Raw genomic sequence first — 20,656 nt, forward strand, 5'->3', positions numbered from 1 at the left:
ACGAAGCCACTATCTTCGTTATAAGTAAGTATGTTTATGAAAGAGAAAAAACAACTTAAATATGATAAAGCGTATTTAAGAATGGCTTCAGAATGGGGAAAGTTATCCTACTGCAAACGTAAGCAAGTTGGTGCCATAATTGTAAAAGATAGAATGATTATTTCCGATGGTTACAATGGTACACCAACCGGATTTGAAAATTTTTGCGAAGATGACGAAGGTTATACCAAATGGTATGTGCTACATGCCGAAGCCAACGCCATTTTAAAAGTAGCTGCATCCACACAATCCTGTATTGGCGCAACCCTTTATATTACCCTTTCTCCATGCAAAGAATGTAGTAAATTAATCCATCAAGCTGGCATAACACGCGTGGTTTATAAGGATGCTTATAAAGATGATTCTGGTTTACAATTTTTACAAAAAGCAGGAATAGAATTAAAATTAATAACAGATTTAATAGCTTAATGACATTTAAGAAGAAATATTTACCACTGATACTAGGCGTAGGAATTGCGGCTGGAATTTTCATTGGTGGAAAATTAAATTTTTCTGATAAACCAGATCGGTTATTTAGCTCCAATAGTAAAAAGGAAAAGCTTAACCGGCTAATTGATTATATTGATTACGAATATGTAGATGATGTCAATACAGACAGCATTGTAGATATTACTGTTAACGGTATTCTAGAAAATCTCGATCCACATTCTGTTTATATTCCAAAAGCCGATATGCAGCGTGTTACTGAAAATATGAAAGGTGATTTTGTGGGTATTGGTATTAGTTTTTACACCTATAATGATACCATAACTGTAATCCGAACTATTGAAGGAAGCCCAAGTGATAAAGTAGGTATTCAAGGAGGCGATCGGATTATTACCGCTGATGGCGATTCCATTTTTGGTAAAGATTTAAGCAATTCAGATATTATCAAGAAGCTAAAAGGACCAATTGACACCAAAGTCAAATTAGAAGTTTACCGTAAAGGCGAACCGAAATTACTGAAGTTTACCGTAAAACGTGATCATATTCCTATTCGTAGTGTGGATGCCGCATACATGCTTACCGAAACGTTAGGTTATATAAAAATTAACCGCTTTGCGGAATCTACTTATAAAGAATTTAAGGACGAACTTCGGAATTTAAAAAAATTAGATGTTCAGGATTTGGTCTTGGATTTACGTGGCAATCCAGGAGGGTTTTTAACCATTGCTGAACAAATAGTGGATGAGTTTCTAGAAGATGATAAGCTCATTTTATTCACAAAAAATAAACGTGGTAGTATTCAAAAAAGTTACGCTACTAAAAAAGGCGATTTTGAAAACAGTAAGGTTTATGTTCTTATTGATGAAAATTCCGCATCTGCAAGTGAAATTGTAGCAGGCGCACTTCAAGATAACGATAAGGGAACCATTGTAGGCAGAAGATCTTATGGGAAAGGTTTGGTGCAGCGTGAAATGAATTTAGGAGATGGTAGTGCTGTGCGTTTAACCGTGTCGCGCTATTATACACCAACAGGTCGCTCCATTCAGCGTTCTTATGATACCGGTAATAAAGATTATTATGATGATTATTTTGAACGTTTAAGCAGTGGCGAATTTCTAGATCCTGAAAAAATGGAAGTAGCCGATTCCTTGAAATTTACCACACCAAAAGGAAAAGTGGTTTATGGTGGCGGTGGCATTATTCCGGACGTTTTTGTGCCGCTAGATTTAAGTATGCAGAACGAAACCTTGACCTTTTTACAACGTCGTGGTTTTGTGAGTAATTTTGTGTTTGAAGAATTGGAGAAAAACCGTCATGCTTATGATGATTTTTCGCGTAAGGATTTTATTGATAATTTCATCGTATCAGATGATTTTGTATTAGCTTTTCAAGATTATCTCAACTCCAAAACAAGTGCCAATATAACTTTTGTCGCTTATAATGATGAGGTTAAGCAGTACATTAAAGCAACATTAGCTGCACAACTTTATACCAAAGGAGCCTTTGAAGAAGTGATAAATAAAAGCGATGTGATGATTGAAGAAGTTCTAAAATTGGATGCCAAGTTATAGCCGTTTAACTTTTAGTTAAGTTCTGCGTTTTGGTTGTAATAATTCATAGTCTCAATAACCAATAACCACTAAACCTTATCATGAACTTTAACATGTTCTCCGTTATTCCAAAGCGTTAAAATATCCGTTGCCACATGTGCACCACTTCCTGAAGCTATGGCAAATTGACTGCGCCAACCAGCAAGCGTTCCGGCAACATATAAACCGTCTTCAATTACGTGATTATCGTTTTGTAACCAAATACGTTCTTTCTCCGTTTTTGCTCGTGGATGCGGTTTAATATAAGATTCTAAACCCGTAATAGTGAGTAAATTGGTGTATCCAACAGCCACAACTACTAGTTTAGAAATGTAGGTTGCTTTGTTAGTTATAACAGAAAAACCATCGACTGATTTGGTTATAGCTTGTACTTTTTCATGTTCAATACAATCCACATGTGGATATAAAGTGGTTAACTGTTCTTTTCCAGAAATTAAAATATCTGCTCCAGTAGTTCCAGGTATTACACCTAAAACATTATTAAATAAGGCGTTTTGTAAATGCGATGTTTTCTGATGAAGAATAATACCAATATGTTTATCTGCAGCAAATACTTGTTTTTTTGCAGAACCTAAAACTAAAGCGCAGGACATACCAGCTGCACTACCACCAATAATTAAAACATCAAACATTATTTTTTGTATTTAGCTTTTTGATCAATCTTTTTTGAAATAGACAAAATCTGTAAAAGTACAATTGCGCAAAGCGAAGCAAAAATAGTAATCAACGCCACCATGCTTTCACCTTCAAAAGGTGCGCTAAAATTAATTTTAGTCACATTAAACCCAATTAAAACAATGGCTAAAATGGATAGAACAAGCGTGAGTATTTTCATAATAAAAATAGTTTTACGTTTAAGTATCAGGGTTTTTCCGAAAGAACATTCCAAAATAATCCATCAAAGATGACGTAATTAATAGTTTTTACAAAATTAGACCATTATTCCTAAAGTTCCATCATTATAGTAACCGAAAGTTTCTCTATTTTTGCAATATGTTTCAATTAGGAAAAACCATAGTTTCGGAGGATATTATCCAGAAAGATTTTGTCTGTAACCTGTCAGCATGTAAAGGTGCTTGTTGTATAGATGGAGATGCAGGCGCACCACTTGAAAAAGCGGAAGCCCAAATTCTGGAAGATATTTACCCAAAAGTAAAACCTTTTTTACGTCAAATTGGGATAGATGCTATTGAAGCTCAAGGTGCTTTTATTACTACGGCTAATGGCGAATTAGAAACACCGCTTATTGGTGGTGCAGATTGTGCTTATGTAACTTTTGATAAAAAAGGGACGGCTTTATGTGGTATTGAAGAGGCTTATAATCAAGGCGCTATTGATTGGAAGAAGCCAGTTTCTTGTCATTTATATCCTATTAGAATTAAAGAATATTCAGAGTTTTCTGCGGTAAATTATGATAAATGGGAAATTTGTGATGATGCTTGCGTCCTCGGGAAAGAATTGCAAGTGCCAGTCTATAAGTTTGTTAAACAAGCGCTGATAAGAAAATTTGGTGAAGATTGGTATGCCGATTTAGAAAAGGTAGCAGAAAAATTGCAATAATTAACTCAAAAACAGTATATTAAAATTCTATTCTCTAATATATGTAAGTTTATATTAGAGGGTAATTGTATTTAATATTCTAACCCCAATTGAGACTTATACCTTATGAAAAAATTAATTTTTTTCTTAATTTGTTCTTTAACCTTTCACGCGTTATTTAGCCAAACTACTTGGCAAGACTACACCAAAAATGCAGATTCATTACAGCTTAAATTTCAATTTAAAGATGTTATAGAGCCTAGGCAGAAAGCCATTGAATTTGCGAAAACGCAGCAAAAAGATACCGTTCCATTTCTAAATTTATTGTTAGAAATGAGTAAAAATGAACTCGCTACTTCCAACGCGGAACTGAAATCTGAAGCCTATAAAAATCTGCAATCACAAATTATAGAACTGGAAGAGTCTGGTGCTAAACCAGAACGAGTTTACCAAGCGTATCGACGCATGTATATTTTTGCTCATAATTACATGAGAAACATGCAGGATACGGATAAATACGTGGCCAAATCTATAGATTATCATTACAAGTGTCAGGAAATAGATTCTGTAGTTTTAATGAAAACGTTGCATACATCCGGTGTCGTGTCTCGTGTTGTTGGAAGGCTTAACGCATCTGTAGCGGTTTTAAAGAAAGCGGAAGATCTGTATCAACATATAGATCCCGAGGTCAGAAACACGAATAATATGGCTAGTATTTATTTAGACTTGTCCATGGTTTATAGTTATGAGTTTTTAAACATTCCATCTAAACGTTTAAAATATCTTAAAAAGTCTGAAGCCACATTTAAAAGCGTAGACAAACCGAATATGGACTACTTTATAGGCGTTTATACCAATCTATCAGATTACGAAGAGCTTGAAGGAAATTATAAAAAAGCAGAAAATTATTTAAAAAAAGCCATTCAACTATACAAAGATAATGCTGCTTTAGCACAGGAATCTAGAAGGGGGAAAATAGGCTTTAAAAGAGACTTACAGTTTAATGCATCTTTAATAGAAATTTATCGTGAAACAGGTCAGGAAGATAATATGTTATCGCTTTTTGATGACATGAAAGCAATTAATACTGAAAACACACTAGACGATATTGAAACAGACTTTATAGCGACTGCTTATTTAATTGTTGCAAAATATTACAGCTTTAAAAATAATGATAAAGCCTTAGCGTATCTGAATGAAGGTTTAGAGCTTCATAAAAATATAAGTTTTAAGAAGCTTGAGAATCAATTTATAATAGAAAAAATAAGAGTATATATTGATGACAAACAATATGCAGAGGCAGAAAAACTTTTAAAGAAAATAGAAGCAGAAGAAAAATTACGTCCATCTATTGAAAAAGAAATTGTAGTGCAATATGCAGCATTAAACTTTAAAAAGAAGAATAATGAAGCCTATACTTATATCAATAAATTAATTCACATGTTTTCGGAAGAGAATAAAGATTTAGATATTAAAACAATGTCTTATCAAAACTTCACGCCAAGTCTCGTTTTAAATGATATCCAATTTCTTTTGGAGCTTACAGAAAATCTTGATAAATCATCATTTAAAGATGATGCCATAAAACATACCTTATACCTAATAGCATTAAAACAATTTGAGTCTAATTTTAATCATGAGTTTCTAAATGAAAAACTAAAAAAGACATACGATAAAATAAGTTTTTACTTTCTTGAAAAAGCGTCAAACAACCAGCTGTCTGAAAGTGATAGAGACTTATTTTTAAACTTTACAGAAACCATTGAGGCTAAATATTTGCTAAATACATTTATTGCCAATAGATCTGAATCTGGTAAAAGTGAAACAGATTTGCTCATTCACGATGAGCAGCGATTACGGTCCAATATCACCTATTTAAAAAAGAAAAATATTGAAAAAAAATCAGATAGTTTACGTGAACTTATTTTTGAGGAAAACCGAAAATTGGATGCTATAACAGATCAAATAAAAAACCAAGATTTTTATATTTCTCAAATTATAAATTCAGAGGACTCGCAAAACCAACTAGAGGTTTTTAATGACCGATATATTATAAAGTTTAAAATTGTAGACAATCAAGTGTTCAGAATTATTTATAATAATAATGACATAAAATTCACTAATCTGGGCAGTTATTTGGACATAAAACCAGAAGTCATTAAAATGCTATCTAACATAAAAGATATTAATGTTCCTGTAATGGAAATTAAAAAATACGGAGCAAATTTGCACGGTATTTTACTTACCGACGTTGATTTGGCCAGTGATAACAACATCTATATTATTCCAGATGGCATTTTGCATTATTTACCATTCGAGCTTTTAATATCAGACGATGACTACTTGCTAAACCAAACTAAAATTAGTTATGTTTCGGCATTGAGTTTTATTGATTCGCCTGTAGAAATTAATAAAGAGAATGACAAAATTGCATTATTTGCACCATCATACAATCTGTTTGCGCCTACAGATACGCAGTTGGCTGTAAGAGGTGAGCCTTATTATTTGGATGGTGCTATTAAAGAAGTGAATTCCATTTCAGAATTATTTGAAAACAGTGATGTTTACACCAATAATAATGCCTCTAAAGAAGCTTTCAAATCACTTTCTAACGACTATTCTATTCTACATCTGTCTATGCATTCCTTTTTAAATGATGCGGACTCCGAATTGAGTAGTTTAGTTTTTTCAGATACGGAGGCCGATTACGAATTGTATATTTCTGAACTATATGGCTTAAACCTAAATGCCAATATGGTGGTTTTAAGTGCGTGCAATACAGGTGTTGGAGAATTTAAAACAGGAAAAGGCATTGTATCTATGAACACCGCCTTTACGGCAGCAGGAGTACCTTCGGTTTTGTCCAGTTTATGGAGCGCACCGGATGATGCTACTAAAGAAATTATGGTTTCATTTTATAAGCATTTAAAAGATGGAAATGATAAAGCTGAAGCTTTACAAAAGGCGAAACAAGATTTTTTAAGCGCAAATGAAAACATGTCTTTGGATCATCCTTATTATTGGGCAGGATTTGTAATGTCTGGAGATATTTCGCCTATCGTAGACAAGAAAAATAATACAATCTGGTATCTAATAGGAGGTGGCGCTCTAATTTTATTAGTTGTGCTCTTCTATAGAAAACAGAAAAAGCAAGCGGCTTAATATTCAATTAATTTGTTTTAAAAGTTTTTCGGCCTCCTGCTTCTTAAACGTACCATTGCTAATTAAGGCTTTTAAGGTGGTTGCTGCTTTTAAATTAGATTCTGTTTTAATATATGCAAGTGCTAAATACCAAAGCTGTTGCGCTTTAAAATTTTCAGAAATATTTTTGGTGTCGGATAATATGGTAATAGCTTCCTTATTCTTATCCAAATATAAAAGGGCATTTGCTTTATAAAAATATAATACTGTATCTGGATTATCTTTTAAAATTGTATTGAAATGCTTTAACGCCAACTCATAATTTTTAGCTTCATAAGCAATAAAAGCTTGGGACATTAAATCATGAGTATCTTGACCTCTTACAATAGGGTGTACCACATTTTTATAAGGTTCAAAATGGGAAGCATAGAGCGCCTGATTACTCACATTGTTTTGTTGGTAAATCCAGAAACTAGGAATTGCTAATAAAATAATAATTACAGCTGCAATTGCCCATTTTAAATATGGATTGCCCGTGTTTTTTAAAGCGCTTTTAGCAGTGTTGTCTAATGCTTGAAACCTTTCTTTCAGTTGTGTTTGCTCTTCTTTGGCAATAACCGTTTTAAGGTTTTTTTCAAATGCAACCGCTTTTGCAAAATCAGGATCTGTTTCCATTAAATGGTTAAACGCTTTCTGAGTTTCTTCAGTAAGTGTTTTAGAAATATAGTGTTCTATTAAGTTCTCTTTATTCATGCTATTAATTAAAGATCATTGCTTTTAAAGCTTTTAAACAACGTGATTTTTGACTTTTAGTAACATCTTTGTTGTTATAATTTAATTCGGCCGTAATATCGTCTATGGTAAAACCTCTGTAATAAAATAAAGTCAATATTTCTTTACACTTCCCTTCCAAATTAATAAAAGCTGCTTGTAACTGCTTTTGTTCGTCGGTTAGCTCGCCTATTAATTCTGTAGAGAGATCATATTCATTCTTTAAGCTATCAAATAATGCAGGCTCACTTACTAAATGTACTTTTTGTTGCTGCTTTAAGGCTTTAAAAATCTTATATTTTCCAATACTGAAAAGGTAGGTTTTAACTTCGCTTTTTAAATTATCCAACTCTCCATTAATAGCATTTTCCCGCAACGCTATAATGGCATCTTGATACATGTCGGTTATCAAGTCTTCGTCCGAGGTATATTTTTTAGCAAATCCAATAAAGGCAGATTTATGCTCCAAATAAACGGCTTCTAAAGTTTCTATATGGCCTTTTTTTAAAGCTTTGACAATGTCTTCATCTATCATATTAATGTCATTGGGATTTCAAAAGTAAACAAGATATTCTAAAAAAAATTAAAATTGTGTTTTATGTGTTAACCTTTTTAAAAATATGACACTAAAGGATATAAAGTATACATTATTTAATGCACCTATTTTGAAATTTCCTTTTTAATTGATAAAAAAATGACAACAAAAAACAATCTTTAAACTATAAATATATGAAAACACACGTAATTTTTTTTCTATTATTTGGCTTTGTAATAGGCACATTTGCCCAAAACATAGACAAACAGGTAGTAGCCAGTGCTGGTAATACTAGCAGTAATGCGAACTATCAATTAACAAGTACTATTGGTGAACCTATAATAGGTTTAAAAGGTTCATCAGTAAGTATTAACCAAGGCTTTTTAGCTGGCGCTACTAATGATGCCACCTTGTCTGTAGAAGAATTAGTGGAAAGTGAAAGCGTTAAAATCTATCCCAATCCGGTTACCGATTTTGTTAACATTAGCATCCCAGATAATAACGAAAACATTCGGGTTACTATTTATAGTGCTACTGGAAAACAGGTTGGAAACTATACGATGAACAATGCCTTGCGAAATCTGGATTTAAGCCATCTATCTAGTGGTATGTACTTGGTTCAACTAGACTTTAAAGACGCCGCAAATTCAAAAACATTTAAAATCATAAAAAAATAACGCTATGAAACATTCATAACTAAATCTTGATACCCAAGTAAAAGGATTTAAAGGATGTTACATGTAACCATAAATAATCAATAAATATAAACTCATGAAAACAATTTTACAAACACTCGTATTCGTTTTATGTATCAGTCTAACAGGCTATGCACAAAATGCACAACAAGATTTTATTAATTACCAAGGTGTTGCTAGCGATTCGTCAGGCGATCCCATGACAAATGCAACCATAGCCATACAAATAGCTTTAAAATTTGGAAGCTCCACAGCTACGGCAAGTTATATTGAAACTCATAGTGTAACAACAGATGCTAGCGGTGTCTTTAGTTTACAAATTGGTGATGGTAGTGCCATTTCAGGTACTTACAATACCTTAAATTGGGGCGTAGATGCTAGTTATTTAACCATATCTCTAAACGGCACCGAAGTAGGTACTACAGAAATGGTAGCTGCTCCTTATGCCTTATATGCGAAAAAAGCAGATGAAAGCCAAACCTTAACAAACGTTATAACCTTTGGAAACTCTGCCAATGGACAAATAAAAGATGTTGTAGATCCAACAAATAACCAAGACGCAGCCACTAAAATTTATGTAGACAATCAAATTGATCTTAAAATTGCTGCTTTTGATGCAAGATTAACAGACATTGAAACAAATTTGGCAGATTTGGACACAAGACTAAGCGCTCTCGAACCTGTTACCATAGGGCAATATAGAGAAGGTGGTATTGTAATTTGGATAGATGGAACAGGTGAACATGGCCTAGTTTGTGCTGTTGAAGATCAAAGTGCTGGCATACAATGGTACAACGGATCAAATATTACAACTGGAGCAACTGATTATACTGATGGAAGTTCTAATACAGACGCTATAATAGCAGCCCAAGGTCCAGTAGAAACGGATTATGCAGCAGGATTAGCCAGAGCCTATTCAGGTGGTGGTTATAACGATTGGTTTTTACCTAGTCCGGCTCAATTAGAATTCATGGATAATAACAAGGCCATTATCAATTCTAAATCTTTACTCCATAATGGCACAGAGTTGAGTGCAATCTATTACTATTGGAGTTCTAGAGAGACTGCAAGTGATACCGGGATAATTTGGTCTTTTAGTGATGGAAATGGATATAACAGTTTTAAGAGTAGTACGTATGGCGTACGTGCAATTAGAGCATTTTAATTTATTATTAAACCTCTAAACCATTTAAATGGAACTATGTAATCCTTAAACAGTGGTTATCCAATTAATAGTTTTTGCAAAGCGTTCAGATTTTTTAAGAGTGCTTTAGCCTATTAACCCCTCAAGTTAAAAATGTTTATGTATTCTGTTAATCAAAATTAATGTGATAATAATGTTGGTTAAAACCTAATTAAAAACTTGAGTTAGATTTTTAATTGGTAAAACAAAACAGAATACAAGACCATAAATCTTGAGGGTTTTTGGCTCAAGATGTACAACCGGTTATTGTTGGTATTGTAACCGTTCAAGATAACGACCAGCAAACCTTGGGTGTTAGTTATACGGAGTTAATTCCAGTACTTATTAATGCTATTAAGGAGCAGCAAGCGCAAATAGAAATGCTACAAGCAAAAAATAAAAATCAAAGTACAGCAGCCATGGCAGATGTTTTAAAACGTTTAATGGCTTTAGAAGATACAGTAGAAGGTGCTAAACAAGATATGAATAGCGTATCGCTTGCAGATTAATAAGTCTACTTTTAGTTCTGAACGATTAATGAACCACCAGCAATTTCTTTTCACAAACATGAAAAAATAATTTGCTGGTGGTTTTATATTTAAGGCTTATTGTAAACCAAATAATAATATTTGCATAACATTTTTATGGAAGTTTTTGTAAACAAGGCCAAATTAGAAAGTTAGGCGAAAACGGCATAATAATATAATAAGAGGAAAAAACAAGTCTAAAATCTACTTTATCGGAATATTTAAAACCACTTGTGTACCACAGGCCTCATTATCATCATTATATAAATCGATAATTTCAATACTGTAATCTTCTTTAAAAGTTTTTGAAAAATTTTCAAGACGCGCTTTTGTAATATTTAAACCAACAGAATGTCGTTTTATTTTCTTTTCATTTTTAATTTTCTCCGAAGCTACGCGTCCAATACCATTATCTGTTATTGTTATGGATACATGATTGTCTTGGGTTTTTTTAGCCACCAATTCTAGTTTTTTATTTTGACTTTTAGCCGATAAACCATGCCAAATAGCATTTTCCAGAAATGGTTGCAAAATAAGTGAAGGCACTTTTATAGAAGACGTATTTAAATGGTCATCAATGTATTCTTGGTAGTCAATTTCATTGGAAAACCGGATATTTTCAATATTCATATAAAGTGACATGTTTTCAATTTCATCTTGAAGTGATATCTCTTTTTCAGTAGAAGCAATGAGTATTTTTCGGATTAGTTTTGAAAATTTATTGAGGTAATAAACAGCATTTTCTTTTTCATTATTTATAATGTAAAGTTTGATGGAGTTCAAGGAATTGAAAATAAAATGCGGATTCATCTGATTGCGCAACATATCCTGTTCCAATGTTAAAATTTTCTTCTCATTCTTAAGTTGGCGTTGTCGGTATAAAACATATAAGGTAATAAAAACCAAACTGGCGCCTAACAGACTTAATAATAGGGTTCGTTTGTTTTTTTCAAGTCGGAGTTTTACTATTTCATTCTCACTGGCTAATTCTTTAATCTGATTGGTTTTTTTCTCCGTGTCATATTTTATAATCAAATCATTAACATACTGAATATTGCGTTCGTTTGTTAGGCTTTCGTCTAAAATTACGTGTTTCCTAAAAGTATCTAGAGCAGCATCATGTTGTCCTGACAATTCATAAATTTCGGATAGATATTTATAAGCTTCAATTTCCGAAGATTTTAAATTGAATTCTTTGGCAATTTCTAGCCCTTTAAATAATTGCGTTTTGGCAAATTCTAAGTTGTTGAGTTTTAATTCTGATAAACCATAATTAACATATGAAATAGCAATATAAAATTGATCGTTTTCTTTAATAGCACGTTGTAATGCATCTTTAATAATGGCATTCGCTTCTGTAAATTTATCTTGATAAATGTAAACTTTACCAATGCTATTAAAACAGATAACGATACCTATTTCAGATTCAATTTGATAATTATAATCTAAAGATTTGTTGTAGTATTCTAGCGCTTCGGCATAATGACCTGTTTTTTCTTTGGCATACCCAATATTATGATTATTAATAGCTAGACCGAGCTTGTTATCTAGTTCTTCTTCGATAGCTAAAGATTTGTAGAATTGAATAAGTGCTAAATCATATTGTTTTAAAGCCAAATAAATGTTCCCCATACTGTTTTGAGAAACGGCAATACTGCGTTTTAATCCTAGTGTAATTTCTGGTGCATTTTCGGCTAAATCGAGTGCTTGTTTATGGTAATCCAAAGCAGAGCGAATAGCATCCATACGTCTGTAAACAACACCAAGCATGTTCAGACTTACAACTTCCATTTCCAGATTCTCACTTTGTCTGGCTGTTGATAATGCTTTTCTATATAAACCAATAGATTGGTCGTAATCTGAAATGTTTCTAAAACAATTACCCAATGAATTCAAGGCAAACCATTCGCCTTCCAGATAGTCTTTTTGGTGGCTTTTATGAATTAAGTACGAAAGTTTAATGGTGTCTAATTTCACCTTGTGGAAAACAGAATCCAGAATAGCTGGTTTATTAGGTCTTTCAATTAAAATGCTATCTACCTTTTTGTAAAAATCCTTTAAATCTAGTTCTTGCGCCAAACTACTATATGTAGTTATCAAGCAAAAGGTCATGAAAATTGATATTCTAAAAAGCCTGAAGTGATTTTCGGTTTTCATTGTGGCTTAAACTTTGTCTAAAAAATCGGATTTACGTTGTCTAGCAACTGGAATTTTCTCGTTGGTTTGCATAACAACATAACCATCATTTTTAATAAATTCCTTTATTTTATTCAGGTTTATAATGTAAGAATTATGGATTCTAAAAAAATAATTTTCGGGTAAAAGTGCATTCACCTCTTTTAGTTTTTTGGTAATTAAAATTTTTTGGTTATCTGCCATGACAAATGTGCTGTAATTACCGTCTGATTCAATATAAATAATATTATCAGTTTCTAGAAATATTAATTTCCCATCTGTATTTAACGTAATTTTTTTCTGATTAAAATTCTTATTGAAATTAATAAGAATTTCTTCAATTTTAGCCACAGGAAAGGCTGAGGAGTTGTGCTTTTTTATACGAGCTAAAGTTTCTTTTAAATCATCAGAATCAATAGGTTTTAAAAGGTAATCTATGGCTTCGTGTTTTAATGCTTTTAAAGCATATTCATTATAAGCTGTAGTAATAACAACAGAAAAATCCCTTTCAGTTAATTTATCTAAAAACTGAAACCCATCCATGGTTGGCATATTGATGTCTAAAAAAACGCAATCAGGTTTGTTGGTGCTTAAATAATTAATAGCTTCTTCTGGTTTGTTAAAAGTCGCTATTATTTCAACTTCATCACTGAAATTTGTAAGTTCCCAAGACAAACTTTCTATTGCTTTTTGCTCATCGTCTACAATTACTGCTCGTATCATGGTTTCAAATATAATAATATTATAACATTTTGAACTTGAAATGGTTATAAATGATTGGTAATTCAATCTTAAAAAGTAGGAGATTCGTAAAATATGAGGGCGAAAATTGGTTTTTCGCCAAATACACATAATTTAATACCAACTATACAAAAGTGCTCTTTATGTGGTAAGAAATTTCAGATATTAGCTTTGCTATTAAATTATTATACGATTAAGCATTTATTAAAGGGTATATGCTATTAATCAACAAAAGGCTAGATTTTTCTAGCCTTTTGACTTTAATGTCATTAATTATTTAGCTAATTAGTTATAAAAAGAGCGAATTTATTCGCTCTTTTTTTATTTAAAATAATGAGCTATTTTTGAGTGGTTACTACATAGGTTTTGCCTATTGTTAGGATGATTTTAATAGGTTAATTCTTACATTATTTCTGTGTAGCTTATTTCTTTAAGCTACTGAAAAACAATGTCTTAATTGGATTTTATTAAAAATGTATGTCATACTGCGTCAACAGTGGTTTGTTAAAAACTTGTTGACAATGTTTCTGATTATACCTTTCAATTTCAGATACAATTTTCAATATTTGTTAGTCACATTACCATTCAGATTATTAATTCTAAAAAACGCTAACAATGTCTCAACAAATTGAACCTATTCTACAAGAAAACAAAGATCGCTTTGTTATTTTTCCTATTCAACATAACGATATTTGGGAATGGTATAAAAAATCGGAAGCCAGTTTCTGGACTGCTGAAGAAATTGATTTACACCAAGATCTAACCGATTGGAAAAGTAAATTGAATGATGATGAGCGTTATTTTATTAAACACATTTTAGCTTTTTTTGCTGCTAGTGATGGTATTGTAAATGAAAATTTAGCAGAAAATTTCATTAATGAAGTGCAATATAGTGAAGCCAAGTTTTTTTACGGATTTCAAATTATGATGGAAAATATTCATAGTGAAACCTATTCGCTATTAATAGATACCTACGTAAAAGATGACGTTGAAAAGGATCAGCTTTTTAATGCTTTAGATAATTTTCCAGCCATTAAGAAAAAGGCAGATTGGGCTTTAAAATGGATTGATTCTCCTAGTTTCGGCGAGCGCTTAATTGCTTTTGCAGCCGTTGAAGGTATTTTCTTTTCTGGTGCCTTTTGCTCCATATTCTGGTTAAAAAAACGTGGTTTAATGCCAGGTTTAACGTTTTCAAACGAGCTTATTTCTCGCGATGAAGGCGTGCATTGTGATTTTGCTGTGCATTTACACAACCACCACTTAATTAATAAAGTTCCAAAAGCACGTATTCGTGAAATCCTAATTAATGCCTTAGGTATTGAACGTGAGTTTATTACGGAATCGTTGCCTGCTAGTTTAATTGGTATGAATGCCAAATTAATGTCCCAGTACCTTGAATTTGTAACCGATAGACTTTTAAGTGAATTGGATTGTGAAAAAGAATACAATACAGCCAATCCTTTTGATTTTATGGATATGATTTCCTTACAAGGGAAAACTAATTTCTTTGAAAAACGGGTATCCGAATATCAAAAAGCAGGCGTTCTTAATAAAGAAGAAGATAAAGATAAGTTCAGTTTTGATGCTGATTTTTAAATAACAACCCGTAATAATAGTTAATAGCAACAATCGTGTGGATGTTCATCTACCAATTTTCTTGTTATACTTTTATATAAATTCAAAGTTCTAATTTCTCTTGAAATTAAAACAACCCTTTTAGCTAATTAATCCATTTTTCTGCAAGGTGTAACAGGAAAACAAAAAACGTGTAAAATTATGTATGTATTAAAAAGAGATGGCCGGAAAGAACTCATGATGTTCGATAAAATTACAGCAAGAGTTAGAAAGTTGTGCTATGGTTTAAACGAATTGGTAGATCCGTTAAAAGTTGCTATGCGCGTTATAGAAGGACTTTATGATGGTGTGACAACCAGTGAACTTGATAATTTAGCGGCTGAAATTGCAGCAACCATGACAACCGCTCATCCTGATTATGCACGTTTGGCAGCACGTATTTCAGTGTCCAACTTACATAAAAAAACCAAGAAAACATTTAGTGAGGTGATGCATGATTTGTATACCTACGTAAATCCAAGAACAGGAAAAGATGCACCATTATTATCTGATGAGGTGTATCAAGTTATCATGGATAATAAGGATAAATTAGATTCTACAATTATCTATAATCGCGATTTTGGGTATGATTATTTCGGATTTAAAACGCTTGAACGTTCCTATTTATTAAAGCTAAATGGTGAAATTGCGGAAAGACCACAACACATGTTGATGCGTGTTTCTATTGGAATTCATTTAAATGATTTGGATGCCGCTTTGGAAACCTATGAGCTGATGTCTAAAAAATATTTTACACACGCCACACCAACACTTTTTAATTCAGGTACACCAAAACCACAAATGTCATCCTGTTTTTTATTAACTATGAAAGATGATAGTATTGATGGTATTTATGACACGTTAAAACAAACGGCTAAAATCTCACAATCTGCAGGTGGAATTGGATTGGCTATTCATAATGTACGCGCTACAGGAAGTTATATTTCTGGAACAAATGGAACATCAAATGGTATTGTTCCCATGTTAAAGGTTTTTAATGATACAGCACGTTATGTAGATCAAGGTGGTGGAAAACGTAAAGGAAGTTTTGCTATGTATCTTGAAACCTGGCATGCTGATATTTTCGACTTTTTAGATTTGAAGAAAAATCACGGTAAAGAAGAAATGCGTGCGCGCGATTTGTTTTATGCCATGTGGATTTCTGATCTATTCATGGAACGTGTTCAAGAAGACGGAAAATGGACTTTAATGTGCCCGAATGAATGTCCAGGAATGGATGAAGTTCACAGTGAGGAATTTGAGGCCTTATATTTAAAATATGAAGCTGCTGGAAAAGGTAGAAAAACCATTAAAGCGCGTGAGCTTTGGGAGAAAATACTCGAGTCGCAAATTGAAACGGGAACGCCTTATATGTTGTATAAAGATGCTGCGAACCGTAAATCTAATCAGAAAAATTTAGGAACCATTCGATCGTCCAATTTATGTACGGAAATTATGGAGTACACATCTCCAGATGAGGTGGCTGTTTGTAATTTAGCGTCTATTGCGTTGCCAATGTTTATTAAAAATGGCGAATTTGATCATAAAGAACTTTATAAAATTACGAAACGCGTTACCAAAAACTTAAACCGCGTTATTGATAGAAATTACTACCCTGTAAAAGAGGCTGAAAATTCTAATTTCCGTCACAGACCAGTTGGGTTAGGTGTTCAAGGTTTGGCTGATACGTTTATAAAACTGCGCATGCCATTTACAAGTGATGCTGCTAAAAAATTAAATCAAGAAATTTTTGAAACCCTATACTTTGCAGCAGTAACAGCTAGTATGGAAGAAGCAACCGCTGATGGTCCTTACCAAACTTATGAAGGATCGCCAATAAGTCAAGGCGAATTTCAACACAACCTTTGGGGGATTAATGATGACGAATTAAGTGGTCGTTGGGATTGGGCTAAACTGCGTGGAGAGGTTAAAAAACATGGTGTTAGAAACTCCTTGTTGGTTGCGCCAATGCCAACAGCAAGTACCTCACAAATTTTAGGTAATAATGAATGTTTTGAACCGTACACATCTAATATATATACACGTCGTGTGCTATCGGGTGAGTTTATCATTGTCAACAAACATTTATTAGAAGATTTAGTAGAACTAGGCCTTTGGAATGATAGCTTAAAACAAGATATCATGCGTGCTAACGGTTCCGTTCAGGATATTGAAAGTATTCCTCAAGATATTAAGGAGCTTTATAAAACGGTTTGGGAATTAAGCATGAAAGACATTATTGATATGTCGCGTCATAGAGGTTATTTTATTGACCAATCGCAATCCTTAAACTTGTTTATGGAAGGTGCAACCATGGCGAAATTAACATCTATGCATTTCTATGCTTGGAAGAGTGGCTTAAAAACAGGTATGTATTATTTACGAACGAAAAGTGCGGTAGATGCTATTAAGTTTACGTTAGATACCAAGAAAAAAGAGCAACCAGTTGCAGAAGCCATTATAGAACCTGCACCAATGGTTGATACGGTTATGGAGCAACAAAAACAGCAGGCAGTAAAAACAGCTGCTAAATTTTCTGAAAAGCAAACTTCTGAAGAGGTGGAGCCTATGTCTGCAGATGAAATGAAAGCACTTATTGCCCAAGCAAAAGAAGCAGAAGGTGATGATTGCTTGATGTGTGGATCTTAATGATTTAAAAGATGTAATTACTATATTGAAAAGCACCTTGAAAGAGGTGCTTTTTTTATGCGAGGATTCGGTGGGATTTTGGATTCTGAATTTTGAATTCGCTTTCGTCAAACTGAACTTGTTTCAGTTTCTCATTATCTTAATGTTGCTGAAACCTTTGTGTATGAAACCTTTATTTGGTAAATTAATATGGTTTCACAGTTGTATAAGTTTGTGATTTCCAAAACCCATAAAAAGCAAAAAGCATCTCCAATGGAGATGCTCTTTTATAGGACTAATTTAAACATGCATTAATCTTCAGACTCCGGAACCGTTGCAGGTTCTACAGAGCTGTCGTGCGCATTATGATATTCTTCTAACAGATTCATAGTGGCATTTAGTAAATCTTTCGTTTCTAAAAGCACACTAAAATACAAGGTGGTATTTTTAGGACTAGATTCTTCTGTTCTAGTACGCTCTACTTGTTTCTGGATTTTGTTTGTAACCATATCCATAATTTCTTTCTTTTTACCTAAAATAACGCCTATTTCTTCAAAAGAACGGGTGTCAAAAGCCGCTTTCGTATTAACGAATAAACGCTCAAAACGTTCGTCCACTTCTTTCAACTCTTTAATTTGGCTAAATTTCAGTTTCTTATGGTTGTTATTAACGTGTTTGTGGCTAATTTTAGAAATGTACTCTAAAGACTGCGTAATATCCTGTAAATAACCTAAAACATTAATATAGAAGTTACTGGCTGCAACGCTAGATTCGTCTAAATTCTTAATAAAATAGAAGATACTATCGCGTAACTCATCAATTTCATCAGAGAGTTTTACAACTTGTTTTTTATTCTTCTTCAGTAATGATAAATCTTGTTTAGCCAAGCCATTAATTGCATTCGTATAAATACGGTTTCCACGTTTAATAACGTTTGCAATATTGTTTGTGCTTTCATGAATAACACCTTGAATAGAGCTGCTTTCAGCACGTGTTAAACTATCTTCGGCTTTCAACTCTTTCGATTTCTTATTATGAGAAATATAATTTCTTACTAATAAAACCGTTGCGAAAAGTAATAAAACAGGAACCATAACATTCACGTTCCAATTTAATAAGTAAGCAATAAGAGCTGCGGCAACAAAAGCAATAAACGCCGTGAAGAACCAGCCTCCAATAACATTTAAAACACCAGCTACTCGGTATACGGCACTTTCTGCTCCCCAAGCACGATCCGCTAATGATGTACCCATGGCAACCATAAACGTTACATAAGTAGTAGATAGCGGTAATTTCATAGAGGTTGCAATAGAAATCAATACAGCAGCAACCATAAGGTTTACGGCTGCACGAACTAAATCGAATGCAGGTAGCTCATACGTCTTATCCTTTTTTAAATTTAAAACGGGTATTTCAAATTGTTTATCAATTTTTTTCTGCCAAGATTCTGGTAAAACATAAGCCGACATTTGCGAAGCTAAAACCGCAAAACGTACAAACCCTCGCGATAAAAAGTTAGGTTGAAAACGTTCTTTTGTTTCACCTTGACTTGATAAATCTAATGAGGTTTTTACAACATCTTTCGCTTTACTAGAAAACCATAATGTGGCAACCATAATTAAACCAGCACCAACTAATAAATAAGTAGGTGTTGCTACCTTATCGGCTAGGAAGCCCATACTAAATGTTTCTGCAGGAAGACCTGATGCTGCCCATGTAGTGTAAGAAAGCCAGCCAGCAATTGGAACACCAATAAAGTTAACTAAATCGTTACCAGCAAAAGCCAATGCTAAAGCAAAAGTTCCGACTAAAATGATGAGTTTATAAATATTTGCTTTGAAAACAGTGATAAATAGATATGAAATTAATGACCAAAGTGCTAAACTAGCAAGTAAAATATAGGTAAGTTGGTGTTCAATAAATTCGTTTATCGTGTCGCCATTTAGAATTGCGAAAGCATCATCTGCAAATGATGTACCTTTTAAACCTTTGATAAAAATAAAATAGGTAATAGATGATAGAGCTACACCTCCAAAAAAGGCACCTACCCAATTGGCTTTTTTCTCAAAATTATAGGATAATAATAATCTGGCAACCCATTGTACTGCGGCACCAATGGAAAATGCGACGACGACGGATAGGAGTATTCCGAAGATAATTTCTGCCGCCTTTGAGGTGTTGATGTAGTTTACTAAATCAGTGAAACTTCCTCCATCATGACCAATTTTAATTAAGGACATAGCAACGGAAGCTCCTAGTAATTCAAATACAATAGATACCGTTGTAGATGTTGGCATCCCTACTGAATTAAAAAAGTCTAACAGTAGGATGTCCGTAATCATGACTGCCATAAAGATGATCATGATTTCATCAAACATAAATTCGTGTGGATTGAAAATACCTTTTCGGGCAACTTCCATCATACCACTAGAAAAAACCGCTCCAATGGCTACACCAAGACTGGCAACAATCATGATTGTTTTAAATGAAATGGCTTTTGAGCCTATGGCTGAATTCAAGAAATTTACAGCATCATTACTCACGCCTACCACCAAATCAGCAACTGCTAATACGGCTAAGGCAATAATCATTAATAAGTATATATTATCCATACGTTACTTTAAAATAGTTTGCAAATATCTATAGTGTTTAGAATTGTAATGTTACCTAAATGTTATTTTTTTAAGATTTTCTTTTCTTTAAAAATTACAGAATTGACCAGTTAATTGAAATGTACGGGATGTTATTTTTTTTAAAAAAAAAGCTGCCTCGGCCAAAGGCAGCCACAAGAATTCATGATAATATAGTCGACAAAAACTAATAGATTATATGAAATTACATTTGTATGTCTTAAGACACCGCAAATATCGGAATCAGGTTTAAAGCCATTGTAAGCAGTATATTAATTAATTATTAAGGTTCATGTGAATCAATTGAAAACTCCAAGAGGTTGATAAACAATACGCTACGAGTTTAATGTTAAATTAACGTTATGTAATTGTTGATTTATA

The 20,656-nt window shown here is 33.0% G+C and carries 16 protein-coding genes; 9 read left to right on the plus strand and 7 right to left on the minus strand.

All coding sequences use genetic code 11. From position 1 onward, the window contains the following. Window positions 1–36 precede the first annotated feature (36 nt). Window positions 37–468: a deoxycytidylate deaminase gene (locus ES675_RS04535; RefSeq protein ID WP_066249070.1), complete on the plus strand. Its 432-nt coding sequence runs from the start codon at window positions 37–39 to the stop codon at window positions 466–468. Next, entirely contained in the window at window positions 468–2,057 is a 1,590-nt protein-coding gene (locus tag ES675_RS04540) for a S41 family peptidase (RefSeq protein WP_066248748.1), read from the plus strand. Before ES675_RS04535 ends, ES675_RS04540 begins: the two co-directional genes overlap by 1 nt. 68 nt (window positions 2,058–2,125) lie before the next feature. On the opposite strand, the gene ES675_RS04545 is transcribed toward ES675_RS04540, so the two are convergent. After that, window positions 2,126–2,728 carry an NAD(P)/FAD-dependent oxidoreductase gene (locus ES675_RS04545; RefSeq protein WP_197503463.1) on the minus strand — a complete coding sequence of 201 codons (603 nt, stop codon included), beginning with the start codon at window positions 2,726–2,728 and terminating at the stop codon, window positions 2,126–2,128. After that, window positions 2,728–2,931: a hypothetical protein gene (locus ES675_RS04550; RefSeq protein ID WP_066248754.1), complete on the minus strand. Its 204-nt coding sequence runs from the start codon at window positions 2,929–2,931 to the stop codon at window positions 2,728–2,730. The genes ES675_RS04545 and ES675_RS04550 overlap by 1 nt, the downstream gene beginning before the upstream one ends. Window positions 2,932–3,089: 158 nt before the next feature. Here ES675_RS04550 and ES675_RS04555 point away from each other — a divergent pair, with 158 nt between their 5' ends. After that, window positions 3,090–3,656 (plus strand): DUF3109 family protein, encoded by a 567-nt coding sequence (locus ES675_RS04555; protein WP_066248757.1) that lies wholly within the window; start codon window positions 3,090–3,092, stop codon window positions 3,654–3,656. A gap of 105 nt (window positions 3,657–3,761) precedes the next feature. Next, window positions 3,762–6,797: a CHAT domain-containing protein gene (locus ES675_RS04560; protein ID WP_066248763.1), complete on the plus strand. Its 3,036-nt coding sequence runs from the start codon at window positions 3,762–3,764 to the stop codon at window positions 6,795–6,797. 3 nt (window positions 6,798–6,800) lie between these two features. On the opposite strand, the gene ES675_RS04565 is transcribed toward ES675_RS04560, so the two are convergent. Both ES675_RS04565 and ES675_RS04570 read right to left on the minus strand, forming a co-directional pair. After that, window positions 6,801–7,529 carry a tetratricopeptide repeat protein gene (locus tag ES675_RS04565; protein WP_066248767.1) on the minus strand — a complete coding sequence of 243 codons (729 nt, stop codon included), beginning with the start codon at window positions 7,527–7,529 and terminating at the stop codon, window positions 6,801–6,803. 4 nt (window positions 7,530–7,533) lie between these two features. Continuing rightward, complete coding sequence (locus ES675_RS04570; protein ID WP_066248772.1) at window positions 7,534–8,082, minus strand: sigma-70 family RNA polymerase sigma factor; 549 nt, start codon at window positions 8,080–8,082, stop codon at window positions 7,534–7,536. A 194-nt stretch (window positions 8,083–8,276) separates the two neighbouring features. On the opposite strand from ES675_RS04570, the gene ES675_RS04575 reads away from it, so the two are divergent. The 3 genes from ES675_RS04575 to ES675_RS04585 all read left to right on the plus strand — a co-directional run bounded on the left by ES675_RS04575 (window position 8,277) and on the right by ES675_RS04585 (window position 10,469). Then, window positions 8,277–8,759, plus strand: coding sequence for a T9SS type A sorting domain-containing protein (locus ES675_RS04575; RefSeq protein WP_148367275.1), 483 nt, complete (start codon window positions 8,277–8,279; stop codon window positions 8,757–8,759). 94 nt (window positions 8,760–8,853) lie between these two features. Next, window positions 8,854–9,942, plus strand: coding sequence for a DUF1566 domain-containing protein (locus tag ES675_RS04580; RefSeq protein WP_066248780.1), 1,089 nt, complete (start codon window positions 8,854–8,856; stop codon window positions 9,940–9,942). A gap of 260 nt (window positions 9,943–10,202) precedes the next feature. Beyond that, window positions 10,203–10,469, plus strand: coding sequence for a hypothetical protein (locus ES675_RS04585; RefSeq protein ID WP_066248783.1), 267 nt, complete (start codon window positions 10,203–10,205; stop codon window positions 10,467–10,469). 222 nt (window positions 10,470–10,691) lie between these two features. On the opposite strand, the gene ES675_RS04590 is transcribed toward ES675_RS04585, so the two are convergent. Next, entirely contained in the window at window positions 10,692–12,587 is a 1,896-nt protein-coding gene (locus tag ES675_RS04590; RefSeq protein WP_246126205.1) for a tetratricopeptide repeat-containing sensor histidine kinase, read from the minus strand. Window positions 12,588–12,650: 63 nt separating this feature from the next. Then, the gene (locus tag ES675_RS04595) at window positions 12,651–13,385 is read right to left on the minus strand and encodes a LytR/AlgR family response regulator transcription factor (RefSeq protein ID WP_066249074.1); all 735 of its coding nucleotides are present in this window, start codon (window positions 13,383–13,385) and stop codon (window positions 12,651–12,653) included. Window positions 13,386–14,018: 633 nt separating this feature from the next. On the opposite strand from ES675_RS04595, the gene ES675_RS04600 reads away from it, so the two are divergent. After that, a complete protein-coding gene (locus tag ES675_RS04600; protein WP_066248791.1) occupies window positions 14,019–14,999 on the plus strand; it encodes a ribonucleotide-diphosphate reductase subunit beta in 981 nt (326 codons plus the stop codon). A gap of 180 nt (window positions 15,000–15,179) precedes the next feature. Continuing rightward, window positions 15,180–17,666: a ribonucleoside-diphosphate reductase subunit alpha gene (locus ES675_RS04605; protein WP_066248794.1), complete on the plus strand. Its 2,487-nt coding sequence runs from the start codon at window positions 15,180–15,182 to the stop codon at window positions 17,664–17,666. A gap of 290 nt (window positions 17,667–17,956) precedes the next feature. Here ES675_RS04605 and ES675_RS04610 read toward each other — a convergent pair whose 3' ends face one another. Then, on the minus strand, window positions 17,957–20,257 hold the full coding sequence (locus ES675_RS04610) for an inorganic phosphate transporter (RefSeq protein ID WP_066248798.1): 2,301 nt from the start codon (window positions 20,255–20,257) through the stop codon (window positions 17,957–17,959). Window positions 20,258–20,656 lie beyond the last annotated feature (399 nt).

Source organism: Algorimicrobium algoritergicola, from assembly GCF_008086165.1.
Lineage (GTDB): Bacteria > Bacteroidota > Bacteroidia > Flavobacteriales > Flavobacteriaceae > Algorimicrobium > Algorimicrobium algoritergicola.

Coding starts and splice junctions, on each gene's coding strand:
- ES675_RS04535 (WP_066249070.1), top strand. CDS start 37: ATGAAAGAGAAAAAACAACTTAAATATGATAAAGCGTATTTAAGAATG.
- ES675_RS04540 (WP_066248748.1), top strand. CDS start 468: ATGACATTTAAGAAGAAATATTTACCACTGATACTAGGCGTAGGAATT.
- ES675_RS04545 (WP_197503463.1), bottom strand. CDS start 2,728: ATGTTTGATGTTTTAATTATTGGTGGTAGTGCAGCTGGTATGTCCTGC.
- ES675_RS04550 (WP_066248754.1), bottom strand. CDS start 2,931: ATGAAAATACTCACGCTTGTTCTATCCATTTTAGCCATTGTTTTAATT.
- ES675_RS04555 (WP_066248757.1), top strand. CDS start 3,090: ATGTTTCAATTAGGAAAAACCATAGTTTCGGAGGATATTATCCAGAAA.
- ES675_RS04560 (WP_066248763.1), top strand. CDS start 3,762: ATGAAAAAATTAATTTTTTTCTTAATTTGTTCTTTAACCTTTCACGCG.
- ES675_RS04565 (WP_066248767.1), bottom strand. CDS start 7,529: ATGAATAAAGAGAACTTAATAGAACACTATATTTCTAAAACACTTACT.
- ES675_RS04570 (WP_066248772.1), bottom strand. CDS start 8,082: ATGATAGATGAAGACATTGTCAAAGCTTTAAAAAAAGGCCATATAGAA.
- ES675_RS04575 (WP_148367275.1), top strand. CDS start 8,277: ATGAAAACACACGTAATTTTTTTTCTATTATTTGGCTTTGTAATAGGC.
- ES675_RS04580 (WP_066248780.1), top strand. CDS start 8,854: ATGAAAACAATTTTACAAACACTCGTATTCGTTTTATGTATCAGTCTA.
- ES675_RS04595 (WP_066249074.1), bottom strand. CDS start 13,385: ATGATACGAGCAGTAATTGTAGACGATGAGCAAAAAGCAATAGAAAGT.
- ES675_RS04600 (WP_066248791.1), top strand. CDS start 14,019: ATGTCTCAACAAATTGAACCTATTCTACAAGAAAACAAAGATCGCTTT.
- ES675_RS04605 (WP_066248794.1), top strand. CDS start 15,180: ATGTATGTATTAAAAAGAGATGGCCGGAAAGAACTCATGATGTTCGAT.
- ES675_RS04610 (WP_066248798.1), bottom strand. CDS start 20,257: ATGGATAATATATACTTATTAATGATTATTGCCTTAGCCGTATTAGCA.